General features: G+C 52.8%; 16 protein-coding genes and 1 tRNA gene. All 17 read left to right on the forward strand.

Annotation, left to right across the window (positions count from 1 at the left end; all coding sequences use genetic code 11):
- The first annotated feature begins 7 nt into the window (after positions 1-7).
- The 17 genes from sdhB (at position 8) to J4645_RS02420 (ending at position 18186) form a co-directional block, all read left to right on the forward strand.
- Positions 8-724, forward strand: a complete 717-nt coding sequence (gene sdhB, locus J4645_RS02340) for a succinate dehydrogenase iron-sulfur subunit SdhB (RefSeq protein WP_001727709.1) — start codon at positions 8-10, stop codon at positions 722-724.
- 523 nt (positions 725-1247) lie between these two features.
- The gene (gene sucA / locus J4645_RS02345) at positions 1248-4049 is read left to right on the forward strand and encodes a 2-oxoglutarate dehydrogenase E1 component (RefSeq protein ID WP_023215227.1); all 2802 of its coding nucleotides are present in this window, start codon (positions 1248-1250) and stop codon (positions 4047-4049) included.
- A 14-nt stretch (positions 4050-4063) separates the two neighbouring features.
- Complete coding sequence (gene odhB, locus J4645_RS02350; RefSeq protein WP_000099858.1) at positions 4064-5272, forward strand: 2-oxoglutarate dehydrogenase complex dihydrolipoyllysine-residue succinyltransferase; 1209 nt, start codon at positions 4064-4066, stop codon at positions 5270-5272.
- A gap of 141 nt (positions 5273-5413) precedes the next feature.
- Positions 5414-6580 carry an ADP-forming succinate--CoA ligase subunit beta gene (gene sucC, locus J4645_RS02355; protein WP_001048590.1) on the forward strand — a complete coding sequence of 389 codons (1167 nt, stop codon included), beginning with the start codon at positions 5414-5416 and terminating at the stop codon, positions 6578-6580.
- On the forward strand, positions 6580-7449 hold the full coding sequence (gene sucD, locus J4645_RS02360) for a succinate--CoA ligase subunit alpha (RefSeq protein WP_000114631.1): 870 nt from the start codon (positions 6580-6582) through the stop codon (positions 7447-7449). The genes sucC and sucD overlap by 1 nt, the downstream gene beginning before the upstream one ends.
- Positions 7450-9031: 1582 nt before the next feature.
- A complete protein-coding gene (cydA, locus tag J4645_RS02365; RefSeq protein ID WP_000884369.1) occupies positions 9032-10600 on the forward strand; it encodes a cytochrome ubiquinol oxidase subunit I in 1569 nt (522 codons plus the stop codon).
- A gap of 15 nt (positions 10601-10615) precedes the next feature.
- Positions 10616-11755: a cytochrome d ubiquinol oxidase subunit II gene (gene cydB, locus J4645_RS02370; protein WP_000568258.1), complete on the forward strand. Its 1140-nt coding sequence runs from the start codon at positions 10616-10618 to the stop codon at positions 11753-11755.
- Between the two features lie 14 nt (positions 11756-11769).
- Positions 11770-11883, forward strand: coding sequence for a cytochrome bd-I oxidase subunit CydX (gene cydX / locus J4645_RS02375; RefSeq protein WP_000270278.1), 114 nt, complete (start codon positions 11770-11772; stop codon positions 11881-11883).
- The gene (gene ybgE / locus J4645_RS02380) at positions 11883-12176 is read left to right on the forward strand and encodes a cyd operon protein YbgE (protein WP_000148790.1); all 294 of its coding nucleotides are present in this window, start codon (positions 11883-11885) and stop codon (positions 12174-12176) included. Before cydX ends, ybgE begins: the two co-directional genes overlap by 1 nt.
- A 228-nt stretch (positions 12177-12404) precedes the next feature.
- A complete protein-coding gene (gene ybgC, locus J4645_RS02385; protein ID WP_001046240.1) occupies positions 12405-12809 on the forward strand; it encodes a tol-pal system-associated acyl-CoA thioesterase in 405 nt (134 codons plus the stop codon).
- The gene (tolQ, locus tag J4645_RS02390; protein ID WP_000131318.1) at positions 12806-13498 is read left to right on the forward strand and encodes a Tol-Pal system protein TolQ; all 693 of its coding nucleotides are present in this window, start codon (positions 12806-12808) and stop codon (positions 13496-13498) included. The genes ybgC and tolQ overlap by 4 nt, the downstream gene beginning before the upstream one ends.
- 3 nt (positions 13499-13501) lie before the next feature.
- Entirely contained in the window at positions 13502-13930 is a 429-nt protein-coding gene (gene tolR / locus J4645_RS02395; RefSeq protein WP_000124676.1) for a colicin uptake protein TolR, read from the forward strand.
- A gap of 64 nt (positions 13931-13994) precedes the next feature.
- A complete protein-coding gene (gene tolA / locus J4645_RS02400) occupies positions 13995-15173 on the forward strand; it encodes a cell envelope integrity protein TolA (protein WP_000030589.1) in 1179 nt (392 codons plus the stop codon).
- Positions 15174-15296: 123 nt separating this feature from the next.
- Positions 15297-16589, forward strand: a complete 1293-nt coding sequence (gene tolB / locus J4645_RS02405; protein ID WP_001562341.1) for a Tol-Pal system beta propeller repeat protein TolB — start codon at positions 15297-15299, stop codon at positions 16587-16589.
- A gap of 34 nt (positions 16590-16623) precedes the next feature.
- Positions 16624-17148, forward strand: a complete 525-nt coding sequence (gene pal, locus J4645_RS02410; protein WP_001176621.1) for a peptidoglycan-associated lipoprotein Pal — start codon at positions 16624-16626, stop codon at positions 17146-17148.
- 9 nt (positions 17149-17157) lie between these two features.
- On the forward strand, positions 17158-17946 hold the full coding sequence (cpoB, locus tag J4645_RS02415) for a cell division protein CpoB (RefSeq protein ID WP_000097547.1): 789 nt from the start codon (positions 17158-17160) through the stop codon (positions 17944-17946).
- A 164-nt stretch (positions 17947-18110) separates the two neighbouring features.
- A tRNA-Lys gene (locus J4645_RS02420) sits at positions 18111-18186 on the forward strand.
- Positions 18187-18276 lie beyond the last annotated feature (90 nt).

Here is an 18276-nt window from a genome sequence, read left to right on the forward strand (position 1 = left end):
CAGGATGATGAAACTCGAATTTTCGATTTATCGTTATAACCCAGATGTCGATAACGCTCCGCGTATGCAGGATTACACCCTGGAAGGCGAAGAAGGGCGCGACATGATGCTGCTGGATGCGTTAATCCAGCTTAAAGAAAAAGATCCCAGCCTTTCTTTCCGCCGTTCCTGCCGCGAAGGCGTGTGTGGTTCTGATGGTTTGAATATGAACGGTAAGAATGGTCTGGCCTGTATTACCCCTATTTCGGCGCTGAACCAGCCGGGTAAGAAGATTGTGATTCGCCCGCTGCCCGGTTTGCCGGTGATCCGCGATTTGGTGGTAGACATGGGGCAATTCTACGCACAATATGAGAAGATTAAGCCTTACTTATTGAATAATGGGCAAAATCCACCGGCTCGTGAGCATCTGCAGATGCCGGAGCAGCGTGAAAAACTCGATGGGCTGTATGAATGTATTCTTTGCGCCTGTTGCTCAACATCCTGCCCGTCATTCTGGTGGAACCCGGATAAGTTTATCGGTCCGGCGGGGCTGCTCGCGGCGTATCGATTCCTGATCGATAGTCGTGATACCGAGACCGACAGTCGTCTGGAAGGGATGAGCGATGCATTCAGCGTATTCCGCTGTCACAGCATTATGAACTGCGTCAGTGTATGTCCTAAGGGACTGAACCCGACGCGCGCTATCGGCCATATTAAGTCGATGCTGTTGCAGCGTAGTGCATAAGTAGTTGTAGTAGTTGCCGGATGGCGACGTACCGTCTTATCAGGCCTACAGGCGCAATCCCGTAGGCCTGATAAGCGCAGCGCCATCAGGCAATAGAAGTGCAGGAAACCTCTAAAAACTGCCATATGATTAGTAATAATCGAGATGTTCAGAGCGAGACAAGGCGCGGTCTGAACGAATCTTCGGGAGCATAGTTAACTATGTGACCGGAGTGAGCGAAGGCCGCAACGCAGTCGTAGCCTGAACAGCGAAGATTATTAGACAGTTTTTAAAGGTTCCTTAGCGGACGCAGATGACACGACAGTCCGCAACAAGTGAACCCCGGCACGCATACAGCGTATGCGTGGTTAGTATCCACGGCGAAATACTCGTCATAGTTCACGTTGCATGTGCGTTGGCTGCACTTGCTCACCCCGGTCACTTACTGGATGTAAGCTCCCAGGGATTCGCAAGCTTGCCGCCTTCCTGAAACGTGACCTATTTAGAGTATTAAATAAGCAGAAAAGATGCTTAAGGGATCACGATGCAGAACAGCGCTTTGAAAGCCTGGTTGGACTCTTCTTACCTCTCTGGTTCGAATCAGAGCTGGATAGAACAGCTCTATGAAGACTTCTTAACCGATCCTGACTCGGTAGACGCTAACTGGCGTTTGACGTTCCAGCAGTTACCTGGTACCGGAGTCAAACCGGATCAACTCCATTCAAAAACACGTGAATATTTCCGGCGGCAGGCGTTGGCTGGCTCACGTCACTCTTCTACGATTTCCGACCCTGACACCAATGTGAAGCAGGTTAAAGTCCTGCAGCTTATCAACGCTTATCGTTTCCGTGGCCATCAGCATGCAAACCTCGATCCGCTGGGACTGTGGAAGCAAGAACGCGTGGCGGATCTGGATCCTTCTTTCCATGATTTGACCGAGACCGATTTCCAGGAAACCTTCAATGTCGGCTCCTTTGCCAGCGGCAAAGAGACGATGAAGCTGGGCGAGCTGCTCGACGCGCTCAAACAGACCTACTGCGGCCCGATTGGCGCTGAGTATATGCACATCACCAGCACCGAAGAGAAACGCTGGATCCAACAGCGCATCGAATCCGGTCGTGCGGCCTTTAGCGCTGACGAGAAAAAACGCTTCCTGAACGAACTGACCGCCGCTGAAGGGTTGGAACGTTATCTGGGTGCCAAATTCCCCGGTGCGAAACGTTTCTCGCTCGAGGGGGGAGATGCGCTGATACCCATGCTGAAAGAGATGGTTCGCCATGCGGGTAACAGTGGCACTCGCGAAGTGGTGCTGGGGATGGCGCACCGCGGTCGCCTGAACGTGCTGATCAACGTACTGGGTAAAAAACCGCAGGATCTGTTCGACGAATTTGCCGGTAAGCATAAAGAACATCTGGGTACTGGCGACGTGAAGTATCACATGGGCTTCTCGTCAGATATCGAAACCGAAGGCGGTCTGGTTCACCTGGCGCTGGCGTTTAACCCATCGCATCTGGAAATTGTGAGCCCGGTGGTGATGGGTTCCGTGCGCGCCCGTCTGGACAGACTGGACGAACCGAGCAGCAACAAAGTGTTGCCGATCACTATTCACGGCGACGCCGCGGTGACCGGCCAGGGCGTGGTTCAGGAAACCCTGAACATGTCGAAAGCGCGCGGTTACGAAGTGGGCGGTACGGTACGTATCGTTATCAACAACCAGGTGGGTTTCACCACCTCTAACCCACTGGATGCGCGTTCAACGCCTTACTGCACCGATATCGGTAAAATGGTCCAGGCGCCGATTTTCCACGTCAATGCGGACGATCCGGAAGCCGTCGCTTTTGTGACCCGTCTGGCGCTGGACTTCCGTAATACCTTTAAACGCGATGTGTTCATCGATCTGGTGTGCTACCGCCGTCACGGCCACAACGAAGCCGACGAGCCAAGCGCAACCCAGCCGCTGATGTACCAGAAAATCAAAAAGCATCCGACGCCGCGTAAAATCTACGCCGACAAACTGGAAGCTGATAAGGTCGCAACGCTGGAAGATGCCACCGAAATGGTCAACCTCTATCGCGATGCGCTGGATGCAGGCGAATGCGTGGTGAAAGAGTGGCGTCCGATGAATATGCACTCGTTCACCTGGTCGCCGTATCTAAACCACGAATGGGATGAAGCATACCCGAACAAGGTAGAAATGAAGCGCCTGCAGGAGCTGGCAAAACGTATCAGCACCGTGCCGGAAGCCATTGAAATGCAGTCTCGCGTGGCGAAAATTTATGGCGACCGTCAGGCAATGGCGGCAGGCGAGAAATTGTTTGACTGGGGCGGCGCGGAAAATCTGGCTTACGCCACGCTGGTCGATGAAGGCATTCCGGTGCGCCTGTCCGGGGAAGACTCCGGTCGCGGCACCTTCTTCCATCGTCATGCGGTGATCCACAACCAGACGAACGGCTCAACGTATACGCCGTTGCAGCATATTCACAGCGGTCAGGGACAGTTTAAAGTCTGGGACTCCGTGCTGTCTGAAGAAGCGGTACTGGCTTTTGAATACGGTTATGCCACGGCGGAACCACGTACCCTGACTATCTGGGAAGCGCAGTTTGGCGATTTTGCCAACGGCGCGCAGGTAGTGATTGACCAGTTCATCTCCTCCGGCGAGCAGAAATGGGGCCGGATGTGCGGTCTGGTGATGCTGTTGCCGCATGGCTATGAAGGGCAGGGACCGGAGCACTCCTCCGCGCGTCTGGAACGTTATCTGCAACTTTGCGCCGAGCAGAATATGCAGGTTTGCGTGCCGTCCACCCCGGCGCAGGTCTACCATATGCTGCGCCGTCAGGCGCTGCGCGGGATGCGTCGTCCGCTGGTGGTGATGTCGCCGAAATCGCTGCTGCGTCACCCGCTGGCGGTTTCCACGCTTGATGAACTGGCGAACGGTTCCTTCCAGCCGGCCATTGGCGAAATTGACGAGCTGGACCCTAAAGCCGTAAAACGCGTGGTAATGTGTTCTGGTAAGGTTTATTACGACCTGCTGGAACAACGGCGCAAAAACGACCAGAAAGATGTCGCTATCGTGCGCATCGAACAGCTCTATCCGTTCCCGCATAAAGCGGTGCAGGAAGCGCTGCAACCATACGCTCACGTCCATGATTTTGTCTGGTGCCAGGAAGAGCCGCTCAACCAGGGCGCATGGTACTGCAGTCAGCATCATTTCCGTGAAGTGATTCCGTTTGGGGCCGCTCTGCGTTATGCAGGTCGCCCGGCCTCCGCCTCTCCGGCGGTAGGGTATATGTCCGTTCACCAGAAACAGCAACAAGATCTGGTTAATGACGCGCTGAACGTCGATTAAATAAAGGATAAATAATGAGTAGCGTAGATATTCTTGTTCCCGACCTGCCTGAGTCCGTAGCGGACGCGACCGTCGCCACCTGGCATAAAAAACCGGGCGATGCGGTTGTTCGTGACGAAGTGCTGGTAGAAATCGAAACTGACAAAGTGGTACTGGAAGTACCGGCATCAGCGGACGGCATTCTGGATGCGGTTCTGGAAGAGGAGGGGACGACTGTCACCTCTCGCCAGATCCTGGGTCGCCTGCGTGAAGGCAACAGCGCGGGTAAAGAGACCAGCGCGAAATCTGAAGAGAAAGCGTCTACGCCGGCACAGCGCCAGCAGGCGTCGCTGGAAGAACAAAACAACGATGCGCTCAGCCCGGCGATCCGTCGCCTGCTGGCTGAACACAATCTGGAAGCCAGCGCCATTAAAGGCACTGGTGTGGGTGGGCGTCTGACCCGTGAAGATGTGGAAAAACATCTGGCGAAAGGTGAGTCTAAAGCACCCGCTGTTGAACCTGCAGCACAACCCGCTCTGGGCGCGCGCGGCGAAAAACGCGTGCCAATGACCCGCCTGCGTAAGCGCGTGGCCGAGCGTCTGCTGGAAGCGAAAAATTCCACCGCCATGCTGACGACCTTCAATGAAGTCAACATGAAGCCGATTATGGATTTGCGTAAGCAGTATGGCGAAGTGTTTGAAAAACGTCATGGTATCCGCCTGGGCTTTATGTCCTTCTACGTGAAAGCGGTAGTGGAAGCGCTGAAGCGTTATCCGGAAGTGAACGCCTCTATCGACGGCGATGACGTGGTGTATCACAACTACTTTGATGTGAGCATGGCGGTGTCTACGCCGCGCGGCCTGGTCACGCCGGTCCTGCGTGACGTGGATACGCTGGGCATGGCTGACATTGAGAAAAAAATTAAAGAACTGGCTGTCAAAGGCCGCGACGGCAAGCTGACCGTAGAAGACCTGACCGGCGGTAACTTTACCATTACCAACGGCGGCGTATTCGGTTCGCTGATGTCTACCCCGATCATCAACCCGCCGCAGAGCGCGATTCTGGGAATGCATGCTATTAAAGACAGGCCGATGGCGGTGGATGGCAAGGTAGAAATCCTGCCGATGATGTACCTGGCGCTCTCTTACGATCATCGCCTGATCGATGGTCGCGAATCCGTGGGCTTCCTGGTCACCATCAAAGAGTTGCTGGAAGATCCGACCCGTCTGCTGTTGGACGTGTAGTCAGCAAGAGCATCACCTGCTACCTGTAGGCCGGACAAGGCGTTCACGCCGCCATCCGGCGATGGTGTAATGCCTGATGGCGCGCAGCTTTCAGGCCTACAGGTCTAAAGATAACGATTACCTGAAGGATGGACAGAACACATGAACTTACATGAATATCAGGCAAAACAACTTTTTGCCCGCTATGGCTTACCGGCGCCGGTGGGTTATGCCTGTACTACTCCGCGTGAAGCCGAAGAAGCCGCGTCTAAAATCGGCGCCGGCCCGTGGGTAGTGAAATGTCAGGTTCACGCTGGCGGCCGCGGCAAAGCGGGCGGTGTGAAGGTAGTAAAAAGCAAAGAAGAGATTCGCGCCTTTGCGGAAAACTGGCTGGGCAAACGTCTGGTGACCTACCAAACAGACGCTAATGGCCAACCGGTAAACCAGATTCTGGTTGAAGCGGCGACCGACATCGGCAAAGAACTGTACCTCGGCGCGGTGGTTGACCGTAGTTCTCGTCGCGTGGTCTTTATGGCGTCTACCGAAGGTGGCGTAGAGATCGAAAAAGTCGCGGAGGAAACCCCGCATCTGATCCATAAAGTCGCGCTCGATCCGCTGACCGGCCCGATGCCGTATCAGGGACGGGAACTGGCGTTCAAACTGGGTCTGGAAGGTAAACTGGTGCAGCAGTTCACCAAAATCTTTATGGGCCTGGCAACCATTTTCCTTGAGCGCGACCTGGCGCTAATCGAAATTAATCCGCTGGTGATCACTAAGCAGGGCGATCTGATTTGCCTCGACGGCAAGCTGGGCGCTGACGGCAACGCGCTGTTCCGCCAGCCGGATCTGCGTGAAATGCGTGACCAGTCTCAGGAAGATCCGCGTGAAGCGCAGGCGGCGCAGTGGGAACTGAACTACGTCGCGCTGGACGGCAACATCGGTTGCATGGTGAACGGCGCGGGCCTGGCGATGGGCACCATGGACATCGTTAAGCTGCATGGCGGCGAACCGGCTAACTTCCTTGACGTGGGCGGCGGCGCAACCAAAGAGCGCGTCACCGAAGCGTTTAAAATCATCCTCTCGGATGACAACGTGAAAGCGGTTCTGGTTAACATCTTCGGCGGTATCGTCCGTTGTGACCTGATTGCCGACGGTATCATCGGCGCGGTGGAAGAAGTGGGCGTTAACGTTCCGGTGGTGGTGCGTCTGGAAGGCAACAACGCCGAACTCGGCGCGAAGAAACTGGCTGACAGCGGCCTGAATATTATTGCAGCGAAAAGTCTGACGGATGCAGCTCAGCAGGTTGTTGCCGCAGTGGAGGGGAAATAATGTCCGTTTTAATTAATAAAGATACCAAGGTTATCTGCCAGGGCTTTACCGGTAGCCAGGGGACTTTCCACTCCGAACAGGCGATTGCTTACGGTACGCAAATGGTCGGCGGCGTAACGCCGGGCAAAGGCGGCACCACGCATCTGGGGCTGCCGGTGTTCAACACCGTGCGCGAAGCGGTAGAAGCCACCGGTGCGACCGCATCCGTTATCTACGTCCCGGCGCCGTTCTGCAAAGACTCCATTCTGGAAGCGATCGACGCAGGCATCAAACTGATTATCACCATCACCGAAGGTATTCCGACGCTGGATATGCTGACCGTGAAAGTGAAGCTGGACGAAGCAGGCGTACGCATGATCGGCCCGAACTGCCCAGGTGTGATCACCCCGGGCGAATGCAAAATCGGCATCATGCCGGGTCACATTCATAAGCCGGGTAAAGTGGGTATCGTTTCCCGTTCCGGCACGCTGACCTACGAAGCGGTTAAGCAGACCACCGACTACGGTTTCGGCCAGTCCACCTGCGTGGGTATCGGCGGCGACCCGATTCCGGGCTCTAACTTCATCGACATCCTGAAACTGTTCCAGGAAGATCCGCAGACTGAAGCGATCGTGATGATCGGTGAGATCGGCGGTAGCGCAGAAGAAGAAGCGGCGGCTTACATTAAAGATCACGTGACCAAGCCGGTTGTTGGCTATATCGCGGGCGTTACCGCGCCGAAAGGCAAGCGTATGGGCCACGCTGGCGCCATCATTGCCGGTGGTAAAGGCACTGCGGATGAAAAATTCGCCGCGCTGGAAGCCGCGGGCGTGAAAACCGTTCGCAGCCTGGCCGATATCGGCGAAGCGCTGAAAGCAATTATAAAATAAAACTCGCTGTTCCTGCGGGAACAGATAAATGTCCGTTTTCGACATGGTTGGCCACCTTTACGGTGGCCTTTTTTATGGCTTTATTGTTTGTGGCAAAGTACGGGTGAAGCATCCGGGATATAAAATTATTGGCTTTGTAAATATTGAGCTATAGGAAAATGATGCCTCAGTAAAAAAACATGGTGGAGTCTAAAAATAATTGATAATAACCGTCTGGCAGCGGCAGTAAATTTACTCAGTTTGCCGGTTAACTCTTTTTCAGCAAATACAGATGCTGTCTTAGTGAAAGACCTGCCGACCTCACTGGAGACGGATTATGCGCTTTTCTCCATGAAAAAAACGCATTGCAGCATTACACTATGTTGACGCTAACCTCTATAGTAAATTGACGCTTGACTCTGTGGCCGCGCATGTTTGCCTGAGTGCGAACTACATGCCTCCTCAGATGTATCGCGCTTACACAGGCTGCTTGTTTAATGGCAGAATAAAACAGCTATTTTAATCATAAGAGTACCGGCATTATTTCCCTGAAGTATTAAAGATATCGTTTAATAAATTATATGAACTTTTGCTGGTTAAAAGAGGTTAACTTTAAAAATTATTAAGAACTTATTGACACTATTCGTTCGTGATTAATCATGTTTAAAGGGTATTTATGGCTGCGAATAAACAGAATTATCACTATGAGTGACGTAGAAATTGAGGGTGAATCTGTGAAGGTGATAACAGAATCTTCGCTATAATAATTATAGAGAGGTAAATACGGTGTTATTGAAATAAAGAAAAATTAGCGAATAAAATGTTTGTTTCTGGCTATCTGGAAAGCTTATTAGCGATAATTAAGGCGATAACCTGGCAAGATGATCCTGGCCGTTAGTCGTCGGGAAAGGGAAGTTGGGGCAGGGTAATCCCGGTGGGATGATGGCGCGTGTGCAATGAGATAGTTTCTTTGCGGTGTTAATTATAAGTAAAATAAAAATAGATTAAATGTATAAAATAATAAGTGTTGATAACCTACAGAAAAAATCTGTGAGCTATTTAGCAATAATTGAACATCAATGTGCAATGTTTTTTACGGGATGCGGGGCAGTAAAAAGCGCACAAAATGTTTAGCCTTACCGAATAAGCCTCTTTTTGCAGAGGGTTGGAAATTACTCTTTGTAAAAACAAAAAGTTAACAAAAAATTCACCATGCATTCAATGAATAAACATTATTAACATTAACTTTAAAAATTGATTTTAATCAATATTTAAATGTTGGAAAAGAGCATCAAAACTGGTTAAATTGTCCGTGATCAAATTCCCTGAAAAGCGATAGATTAGCCATAAATTGATCGCTGTCGAAAAAAGCAAATCTGACCCACTAAAAACCTGTTTATTGTAAGGGTTTTACGGCGTAATATATTTGCGGGATCAATTTGGGTTTTTTATTAACATGTTTGTAACCTTTCATCATTACTGTTTCCTTCCCGAGGGGATAGTACGATGAGAGGCCGCAAATAAATTTGTATTGGGGCATGCGTGTGACCCTTTCTAACGGGGTTCACTCTCGGAGTCTTCATGCGATGAGCAAGGAGTCATGATGTTAGATATAGTCGAACTGTCGCGCTTACAGTTTGCCTTGACCGCGATGTACCACTTCCTGTTTGTGCCGCTAACGCTCGGTATGGCGTTCCTGCTGGCCATTATGGAAACGGTATACGTCCTTTCCGGCAAACAGATTTATAAAGATATGACCAAGTTCTGGGGCAAGTTGTTTGGTATCAACTTTGCTCTGGGTGTGGCTACCGGTTTGACCATGGAGTTCCAGTTCGGGACAAACTGGTCGTACTACTCCCACTATGTTGGGGACATCTTCGGTGCGCCGCTGGCCATCGAAGGTTTGATGGCCTTCTTCCTCGAATCCACCTTTGTAGGTCTGTTCTTCTTCGGCTGGGATCGTCTGAGTAAAGTTCAGCATATGTGCGTCACCTGGCTGGTGGCTCTGGGGTCCAACCTCTCCGCGTTGTGGATTCTGGTAGCGAACGGCTGGATGCAAAACCCAATCGCTGCGGATTTCAATTTCGAAACCATGCGTATGGAAATGGTGAGCTTCTCTGAACTGGTGCTGAACCCGGTAGCACAGGTGAAATTTGTTCACACTGTGGCGTCCGGCTATGTCACCGGCGCGATGTTCATCCTCGGTATCAGCGCTTACTACATGCTGAAAGGTCGTGACTTCGCCTTTGCTAAACGCTCCTTTGCTATTGCCGCCAGCTTCGGTATGGCTGCCGTACTGTCCGTTATCGTACTCGGCGACGAATCCGGTTACGAAATGGGCGACGTGCAGAAAACCAAGCTCGCTGCGATTGAAGCTGAATGGGAAACGCAACCTGCTCCGGCCTCCTTTACCTTGTTCGGTATTCCTGACCAGGACAAACAGGAAAACCATCTGGCGATTCAGATCCCTTATGCGCTCGGTATTATCGCTACGCGTTCCGTGGACACGCCGGTTATTGGCCTGAAAGATCTCATGGTTCAGCATGAAGAGCGTATCCGTAACGGGATGAAAGCCTATGAACTGCTGGAACAGCTGCGCGCCGGTTCTACCGACCAGGCCGTTCGCGACCAGTTCAACAGCATGAAGAAAGATCTCGGTTACGGCCTGCTGCTGAAACGCTATACGCCTAATGTGACTGACGCGACCGAAGCGCAGATCCAGCAAGCGACGAAAGATTCCATTCCTCGCGTTGCGCCGCTGTACTTCGCTTTCCGTATCATGGTGGCGTGCGGCTTCCTGCTGCTGGCGATCATCGCACTTTCCTTCTGGAGCGTGATTCGTAACCGCATCGGTGAGAAAAAATGGCTGTTGCGCGCGGCGCTGTACGGTATTCCACTGCCGTGGATTGCGGTTGAAGCAGGTTGGTTCGTCGCCGAGTATGGTCGTCAGCCGTGGGCGATCGGCGAAGTGTTGCCGACAGCCGTAGCGAACTCATCGCTGACCGTGGGCGATCTGCTGTTCTCCATGTTCCTGATTTGCGGCCTCTATACCCTGTTCCTGGTGGCAGAATTGTTCCTGATGTTCAAATTTGCACGCCTTGGCCCAAGCAGCCTGAAAACCGGTCGCTATCACTTTGAGCAGTCCACCGTGACTTCTCAGCCGGCACGCTAAGACAGGAGTCGTCAAATGATCGATTATGAAGTACTACGTTTTATCTGGTGGCTGCTGGTTGGCATTTTGCTAATTGGTTTCGCTGTCACCGATGGGTTCGACATGGGGGTGGGGATGCTCACCCGTTTCCTCGGTCGTAACGACACCGAACGTCGAATTATGATTAACTCTATCGCCCCGCACTGGGACGGTAACCAGGTGTGGTTGATCACCGCGGGCGGTGCGTTGTTTGCTGCCTGGCCGATGGTTTACGCCGCGGCGTTCTCCGGTTTCTATGTAGCGATGATCCTGGTGCTGGCGTCTTTGTTCTTCCGTCCGGTCGGTTTTGATTACCGTTCCAAGATTGAAGACCCGCGCTGGCGCAACATGTGGGACTGGGGCGTGTTCATCGGTAGCTTTGTGCCGCCGCTGGTGATTGGCGTGGCCTTTGGCAACCTGTTGCAGGGCGTACCGTTCCACGTAGATGAGTATCTGCGTCTGTACTACACCGGTAACTTCTTCCAGTTGCTGAACCCGTTTGGTCTGCTGGCGGGTATCGTAAGCGTAGGGATGATCATCACGCAGGGGGCGACTTACCTGCAAATGCGTACCGTTGGCGAACTGCACCTGCGCGCGCGCGCCACCTCGCAGATTGCGGCGTTGGTGACATTAGTGTGCTTTGCGCTGGCGGGCGTTTGGGTAATGTATGGTATTGATGGTTATGTCGTGACATCCGCGATTGATCATCATGCCGCCTCTAACCCGCTGACTAAAGAAGTGGCGCGTGAAGCTGGCGCCTGGCTGGTGAACTTTAATAATGCTCCGATCCTGTGGTTGGTTCCGGCTCTGGGAGTGGTTCTGCCGCTGCTGACTATCCTGACTTCCCGTATGGAGAAAGGCGCGTGGGCATTCCTGTTCTCTTCGCTGACCCTGGCCTGCATTATTCTGACGGCGGGTATCGCTATGTTCCCATTTGTGATGCCGTCCAGCACGATGATGAATGCCAGTCTGACCATGTGGGATGCGACATCCAGCCAGATGACGCTGAACCTGATGACCTGGGTTGCGGCGGTGTTCGTACCGATCATTCTGATCTACACCAGCTGGTGTTACTGGAAAATGTTCGGTCGTATCACTAAAGAACATATTGAAAGCAACACCCACTCTCTGTACTAAGTAAGGAGCTTAAAATGTGGTATTTCGCATGGATTCTGGGAACGCTTCTTGCCTGTGCATTCGGGATCATTACCGCCCTGGCGCTTGAGCACGTTGAAGCGGGTAAAACCGGTCAAGAAGAAAGCTAATGACCCATATTATCGCAAAACTGTATGCGGTAATGGACAAGCGCCCGTTAAGGGCGCTTTCCTTCGTGATGGCGATAGTGCTGGCAGGATGTATGTTCTGGGACCCGTCACGGTTTGCCGCCAGGACCAGCACGCTTGAAATCTGGCACGGATTACTGCTGATGTGGGCGGTTTGCGCAGGCATAATCCACGGCGTGGGTTTTCGCCCTGAATCCGTACACTGGCAAGGGATTTTTTGTCCGCTCCTTGCGGATATCGTCCTTATCGTCGGCCTGATTTTCTTCTTCTTGTGAATAAGAAACCTCCTTAAAAATATAGGGGCTTGCATAAGCCCATATATTTTTACTCTCCCTTAACTTCCCCCCATTCCCAAGCCTCATTCCCGCGCGTATAGTAGCAACGTTTAAAAGCTCTACTTTTGTTGCATTACCGGGATGTAAAGTGAATACAAGGCGATATACAACGGCATTCTTGAGGCATTACGGCGGCAAGCGGATGACGCCAACAAAGAGGCTGCAGGGATGAATAAGTATATGTTTCGATGGCCAATTCGAGTTTATTACGAAGACACGGACGCCGGCGGTGTGGTTTATCACGCCAGCTATGTCGCTTTTTATGAAAGAGCGCGCACGGAGATGCTGCGTCACCATCACTTCAGCCAACAGGTGCTGCTGGCGGAGCGGGTCGCCTTTGTGGTGCGCAAGATGACGCTGGAATACTATGCGCCTGCGCGGCTCGACGATATGCTTGAAGTTCAAACAGAAATTACGTCAATGCGTGGCACCGCTTTGGTTTTCACGCAACGCATTGTCAACGCAGAGAACACGCTGCTAAATGAAGCAGAGGTTCTGATTGTTTGCGTTGATCCACTCAAAATGAAGCCTCGTGCGCTTCCTAAGTCTATTGTCGCGGAGTTTAAGCAGTGACTGACATGAATATCCTTGATTTGTTCCTGAAGGCAAGCCTTCTGGTTAAACTTATCATGTTGATTTTGATTGGTTTTTCAATAGCATCCTGGGCCATCATTATCCAGCGAACGCGTATCCTGAACGCCGCTGCGCGTGAGGCGGAAGCGTTTGAAGATAAATTCTGGTCCGGAATCGAACTATCGCGTCTGTACCAGGAAAGCCAGGGGAGACGCGATAGTCTGTCGGGCTCGGAACAAATCTTTTATAGCGGGTTCAAAGAGTTTGTCCGGCTCCATCGCGCCAACAGCCATGCACCGGAGGCCGTGGTAGAGGGGGCGTCGCGTGCGATGCGCATCTCCATGAACCGAGAGCTGGAAACGCTGGAAACGCATATCCCGTTTCTTGGCACGGTAGGCTCTATCAGTCCTTATATCGGTCTGTTTGGCACCGTATGGGGGATTATGCATGCGTTTATCGCCCTGGGCGCGGTGAAACAGGCGACTCTGCAAATGGTTGCGCCGGGTATTGCCGAAGCATTGATTGCCACGGCGATTGGTTTGTTTGCCGCCATCCCTGCGGTTATGGCTTACAACCGACTGAATCAGCGCGTGAACAAGCTGGAACTGAATTACGACAACTTTATGGAAGAGTTCACCGCGATTCTGCACCGCCAGGCGTTTACCGTAAGCGAAAGCAACAAGGGGTAAGCCATGGCCAGAACGCGTGGACGAGGTCGTCGCGAACTTAAGTCCGAAATCAATATTGTACCGCTGCTCGACGTACTGTTGGTGCTGCTGCTGATCTTTATGGCAACCGCGCCGATCATTACCCAGAGCGTGGAAGTCGACTTGCCGGAGGCGAATCAGTCGCAGGCGGTCAGTAGTAACGACGATCCACCGGTCATTATTGAGGTTTCCGGAGTAGGGCAATACAGCGTAGTGGTTGATAAAGATCGAATGGATCAACTGCCGTCTGAACAGGTGATCGCAGAAGTAAAGCGTCATCTGCAGGCTAATCCGAAAACAGTCTTTTTAATCGGCGGCGCGAAAGAGGTGCCGTACGATGAAATAATTAAAGCGCTGAACTTGTTACACAGCGCGGGCGTAAAATCGGTTGGCTTAATGACGCAGCCAATCTGAAGTCTGCGTCCCGTTGGCTTGAAAGACGGCGAGTAACAGGCGAACAGTTTTTTGGGAACCGAGAGTGTCAAAGGCAACCGAACAAAACGACAAGCTCAAACGGGCGATAATTATTTCAGCCGTGCTGCATATCATCTTATTTGCAGTGCTGATCTGGAGTTCGTTTGATGAGCATATAGAGGCTTCTGCCGGCGGCGGCGGTGGTTCCGCTATCGACGCGGTGATGGTCGATCCTGGCGCCGTTGTGCAGCAGTACAACCGTCAGCAGGATCAACAGGCCAGCGCCAGACGCGCGGAAGAAGAGCGTAAAAAGCTGCAACAGCAGCAAGCAGAGGAGCTGCAGCAGAAGCAGGCTGCCGAACAGGAGCGGTTGAAACAACTTGAGAAAGAACGTTTAGCGGCTCAGGAGCAGCAAAAGCAGGCTGAAGAAGCGGCAAAACTGGCGCAACAGCAGCAGCAACAGGCCGAAGAAGCGGCGAAAGCGGCGGCGGACGCGAAGAAAAAAGCGGAGGCCGAGGCGGCGAAAGCGGCGGCGGACGCGAAGAAGAAAGCAGAGGCCGAGGCGGTAAAAGCGGCAGCGGACGCGAAGAAGAAAGCGGAAGCCGAAGCGGCGAAAGCGGCGGCGGACGCGAAGAAGAAAGCAGAGGCCGAAGCGGCGAAAGCAGCGGCGGAGGCGAAGAAGAAAGCGGAGGCCGAAGCGGCGAAAGCAGCGGCGGAGGCGAAGAAGAAAGCGGATGCCGAGGCGGCGAAAGCGGCGGCGGAGGCGAAGAAGAAAGCGGATGCCGCGGCGGCGAAAGCAGCGGCGGACGCTAAGAAGAAAGCGGCTGCCGAAAAAGCGGCCGCCGCAGAAGGCGTCGACGATCTGCTTGGCGATCTCAGCTCGGGTAAGAATGCGCCGAAAACCGGCGGCGGCGCGAAAGGGAATGGCCAGCCATCGAAAGATAGCGGTACATCGGGCGCTAACGGTGGGGCGACAGGCGCTGATATCAGCGCCTACGCGAAACAGATTCAGGTCGCCATTCAGAGCCGCCTGTATGATGCGAGCCTGTATCAGGGCAAACAATGTGTCTTGCATATTAGCCTGGCGCCGGATGGCTCATTAAAAAGCATTACGTCTGAGGGCGGCGATCCGGCGCTTTGTCAGGCGGCGTTAATGGCGGCAAAAACCGCGAAAATTCCTAAACCGCCAAGCCAGGCTGTTTATGAGAAAATAAAGGATGCCAAACTAGACTTTAAACTGTAGATACTTTTCTTTATGGAAGTTGGAGCAGTTGAGTTGTTACTGGTCCTGGTGGTTTTGTGTATTTGAGTTTGTTAACATTCTGCTAAATTATCGTGGGTCGCAGGCCCAGGTATGGGAGATATGATGAAGCAGGCATTACGAGTAGCATTTGGTTTTCTGATGCTGTGGGCGGCGGTGCTGCACGCAGAAGTCCGTATCGAGATCACCCAGGGGGTGGACTCGGCGCGACCGATTGGCGTTGTGCCTTTTAAATGGGCCGGGCCGGGCGCTGCGCCTGAAGATATCGGCGGCATCGTGGCGGCAGATTTACGCAATAGCGGTAAATTTAATCCGTTAGACCGGTCCCGACTGCCGCAGCAGCCAGCCACCGCTCAGGAAGTTCAGCCTACCGCATGGTCTGCGCTGGGTATTGATGCCGTCGTCGTTGGGCAGGTCACGCCGAATCCGGACGGTTCCTACAATGTTGCTTATCAGCTGGTTGACACTGGAGGCGCGCCGGGGACTGTACTGGCGCAAAACTCTTATAAAGTGAACAAGCAGTGGTTGCGTTATGCAGGTCATACCGCCAGTGACGAAGTCTTTGAAAAACTGACGGGCATTAAGGGCGCGTTCCGTACTCGTATCGCCTATGTGGTACAGACTAATGGCGGTCAGTTCCCGTATGAACTGCGTGTGTCGGATTACGATGGTTACAATCAGTTTGTGGTGCACCGTTCTCCGCAGCCGTTGATGTCTCCGGCGTGGTCTCCGGACGGCTCAAAACTGGCTTACGTGACATTTGAAAGCGGTCGCTCCGCGCTGGTTATCCAGACGCTGGCAAACGGCGCAGTGCGTCAGGTTGCGTCCTTCCCGCGTCACAACGGCGCGCCGGCCTTCTCGCCGGATGGGACGAAACTGGCGTTCGCGTTATCGAAAACCGGAAGTCTGAACCTGTACGTTATGGATCTTGCTTCCGGCCAGATTCGTCAGATAACGGACGGGCGTAGCAACAATACGGAGCCGACCTGGTTCCCGGACAGCCAGACTCTGGCCTTTACCTCTGACCAGGCTGGACGTCCGCAAGTGTATAAAATGAACATTAACGGCGGTGCGGCGCAGCGTATTACCTGGGAAGGTTCGCAAAACCAGGATGCGGATGTCAGCAGCGACGGTAAATTTATGGTAATGGTAAGCTCAAATAACGGGCAGCAGCACATTGCCAAACAAGATCTGGTGACGGGTGGCGTACAGGTTCTGTCGTCAACGTTCCTGGATGAAACGCCAAGTCTGGCACCTAACGGCACGATGGTAATCTACAGCTCTTCTCAGGGGATGGGATCTGTGCTGAATTTGGTTTCTACAGATGGGCGTTTCAAAGCGCGTCTTCCGGCAACTGATGGTCAGGTGAAATCGCCTGCCTGGTCGCCGTATCTGTGATAATAATTAATTGATTACTAAAGGAATTAAAGAAATGCAACTGAACAAAGTGCTGAAGGGCCTGATGATTGCCCTGCCTGTTATGGCAATCGCGGCATGTTCTTCCAACAAGAACGCCAGCAATGACGGTAGCGAAGGCGGCATGCTGAACGGCGCCGGCACTGGTATGGACGCTAACGGCAACGGCAACATGTCATCTGAAGAGCAAGCGCGTCTGCAGATGCAGCAGCTGCAGCAGAACAACATCGTTTACTTCGATCTCGACAAGTACGATATCCGTTCTGACTTCGCGGCAATGCTGGATGCGCACGCTAACTTCCTGCGTAGCAACCCGTCTTACAAAGTCACCGTAGAAGGTCACGCGGACGAACGCGGTACGCCTGAGTACAACATCTCCCTGGGCGAACGTCGTGCTAACGCCGTTAAAATGTACCTGCAGGGTAAAGGCGTTTCCGCTGACCAGATCTCCATCGTTTCTTACGGTAAAGAGAAACCTGCCGTACTGGGCCACGACGAAGCGGCTTACGCTAAGAACCGTCGCGCTGTACTGGTTTACTAAGAGAATTGCATGAGCAGTAACTTCAGACATCACCTGTTGAGTCTGTCGTTACTGGTTGGCATAGCGGCCCCCTGGGCCGCTTTTGCTCAGGCGCCAATCAGTAGTGTCGGCTCAGGCTCGGTCGAAGACCGCGTCACTCAACTTGAGCGTATCTCTAACGCTCACAGCCAGCTTTTAACCCAACTTCAGCAGCAGCTCTCCGATAATCAGTCTGATATCGATTCTTTGCGCGGCCAAATCCAGGAAAATCAGTATCAACTGAATCAGGTGATGGAGCGCCAGAAGCAAATTATGCTGCAGCTGGGAAGCTTAAATAATGGCGGCGCAGCGCAGCCAGCAGCTGGTGACCAGAGCGGGGCGGCAACCGCTGCGACCCCCGCCCCGGATGCCGGTACGGCAACCTCAGGGGCGCCGGTACAAAGTGGCGATGCGAATACCGATTACAATGCGGCAATTGCGCTGGTGCAGGATAAGTCTCGCCAGGATGACGCGATTGTGGCGTTTCAGAACTTCATCAAGAAATACCCTGATTCTACTTATCAGCCGAACGCCAATTACTGGCTGGGCCAGTTGAATTACAACAAGGGTAAAAAAGATGATGCCGCCTATTATTTCGCCTCGGTAGTAAAAAACTATCCTAAGTCGCCGAAGGCTGCGGACGCGATGTACAAAGTTGGCGTTATCATGCAGGACAAAGGTGATACGGCAAAAGCGAAAGCGGTTTATCAGCAGGTGATTAACAAATATCCTGGCACTGATGGCGCGAAACAGGCGCAAAAGCGCCTTAACGCGATGTAATGCGTACCATGCGACCAGAAAACGCCTTTTTTCTGGTCGCGTCGTGCGATTCCTAAGCAGTTGAGCCCCCTGCGTCGAAATTTTTGTTGCGCTCAAATCTGAAATCAGTAATATATGCCGCCGTTGCCACGGGATATTAAACAACTCGAAAGCAACGTAAAAGTGGGTCGTTAGCTCAGTTGGTAGAGCAGTTGACTTTTAATCAATTGGTCGCAGGTTCGAATCCTGCACGACCCACCAATCGTTCGGTGGAAACGAGAATAAAACGTGAAGGATAACGTTGCATCAGCAACGGCGCCGTAGGGCGAGGCAAAGCCGAGTCATCCTGCA

Origin of the sequence: Salmonella sp. 32082101201600294FB01SM01 (assembly GCF_017572865.1) — a bacterium.
GTDB lineage: Bacteria > Pseudomonadota > Gammaproteobacteria > Enterobacterales > Enterobacteriaceae > Salmonella > Salmonella enterica.

What these genes read in the sequence shown, in the direction of transcription:
- sucA (WP_023215227.1), top strand. Translation starts at nt 1,248, where the DNA reads ATGCAGAACAGCGCTTTGAAAGCCTGGTTGGACTCTTCTTACCTCTCT.
- cydA (WP_000884369.1), top strand. Translation starts at nt 9,032, where the DNA reads ATGTTAGATATAGTCGAACTGTCGCGCTTACAGTTTGCCTTGACCGCG.
- sucD (WP_000114631.1), top strand. Translation starts at nt 6,580, where the DNA reads ATGTCCGTTTTAATTAATAAAGATACCAAGGTTATCTGCCAGGGCTTT.
- ybgC (WP_001046240.1), top strand. Translation starts at nt 12,405, where the DNA reads ATGAATAAGTATATGTTTCGATGGCCAATTCGAGTTTATTACGAAGAC.
- tolR (WP_000124676.1), top strand. Translation starts at nt 13,502, where the DNA reads ATGGCCAGAACGCGTGGACGAGGTCGTCGCGAACTTAAGTCCGAAATC.
- odhB (WP_000099858.1), top strand. Translation starts at nt 4,064, where the DNA reads ATGAGTAGCGTAGATATTCTTGTTCCCGACCTGCCTGAGTCCGTAGCG.
- ybgE (WP_000148790.1), top strand. Translation starts at nt 11,883, where the DNA reads ATGACCCATATTATCGCAAAACTGTATGCGGTAATGGACAAGCGCCCG.
- cydB (WP_000568258.1), top strand. Translation starts at nt 10,616, where the DNA reads ATGATCGATTATGAAGTACTACGTTTTATCTGGTGGCTGCTGGTTGGC.
- cydX (WP_000270278.1), top strand. Translation starts at nt 11,770, where the DNA reads ATGTGGTATTTCGCATGGATTCTGGGAACGCTTCTTGCCTGTGCATTC.
- tolB (WP_001562341.1), top strand. Translation starts at nt 15,297, where the DNA reads ATGAAGCAGGCATTACGAGTAGCATTTGGTTTTCTGATGCTGTGGGCG.
- pal (WP_001176621.1), top strand. Translation starts at nt 16,624, where the DNA reads ATGCAACTGAACAAAGTGCTGAAGGGCCTGATGATTGCCCTGCCTGTT.
- sucC (WP_001048590.1), top strand. Translation starts at nt 5,414, where the DNA reads ATGAACTTACATGAATATCAGGCAAAACAACTTTTTGCCCGCTATGGC.
- cpoB (WP_000097547.1), top strand. Translation starts at nt 17,158, where the DNA reads ATGAGCAGTAACTTCAGACATCACCTGTTGAGTCTGTCGTTACTGGTT.
- sdhB (WP_001727709.1), top strand. Translation starts at nt 8, where the DNA reads ATGAAACTCGAATTTTCGATTTATCGTTATAACCCAGATGTCGATAAC.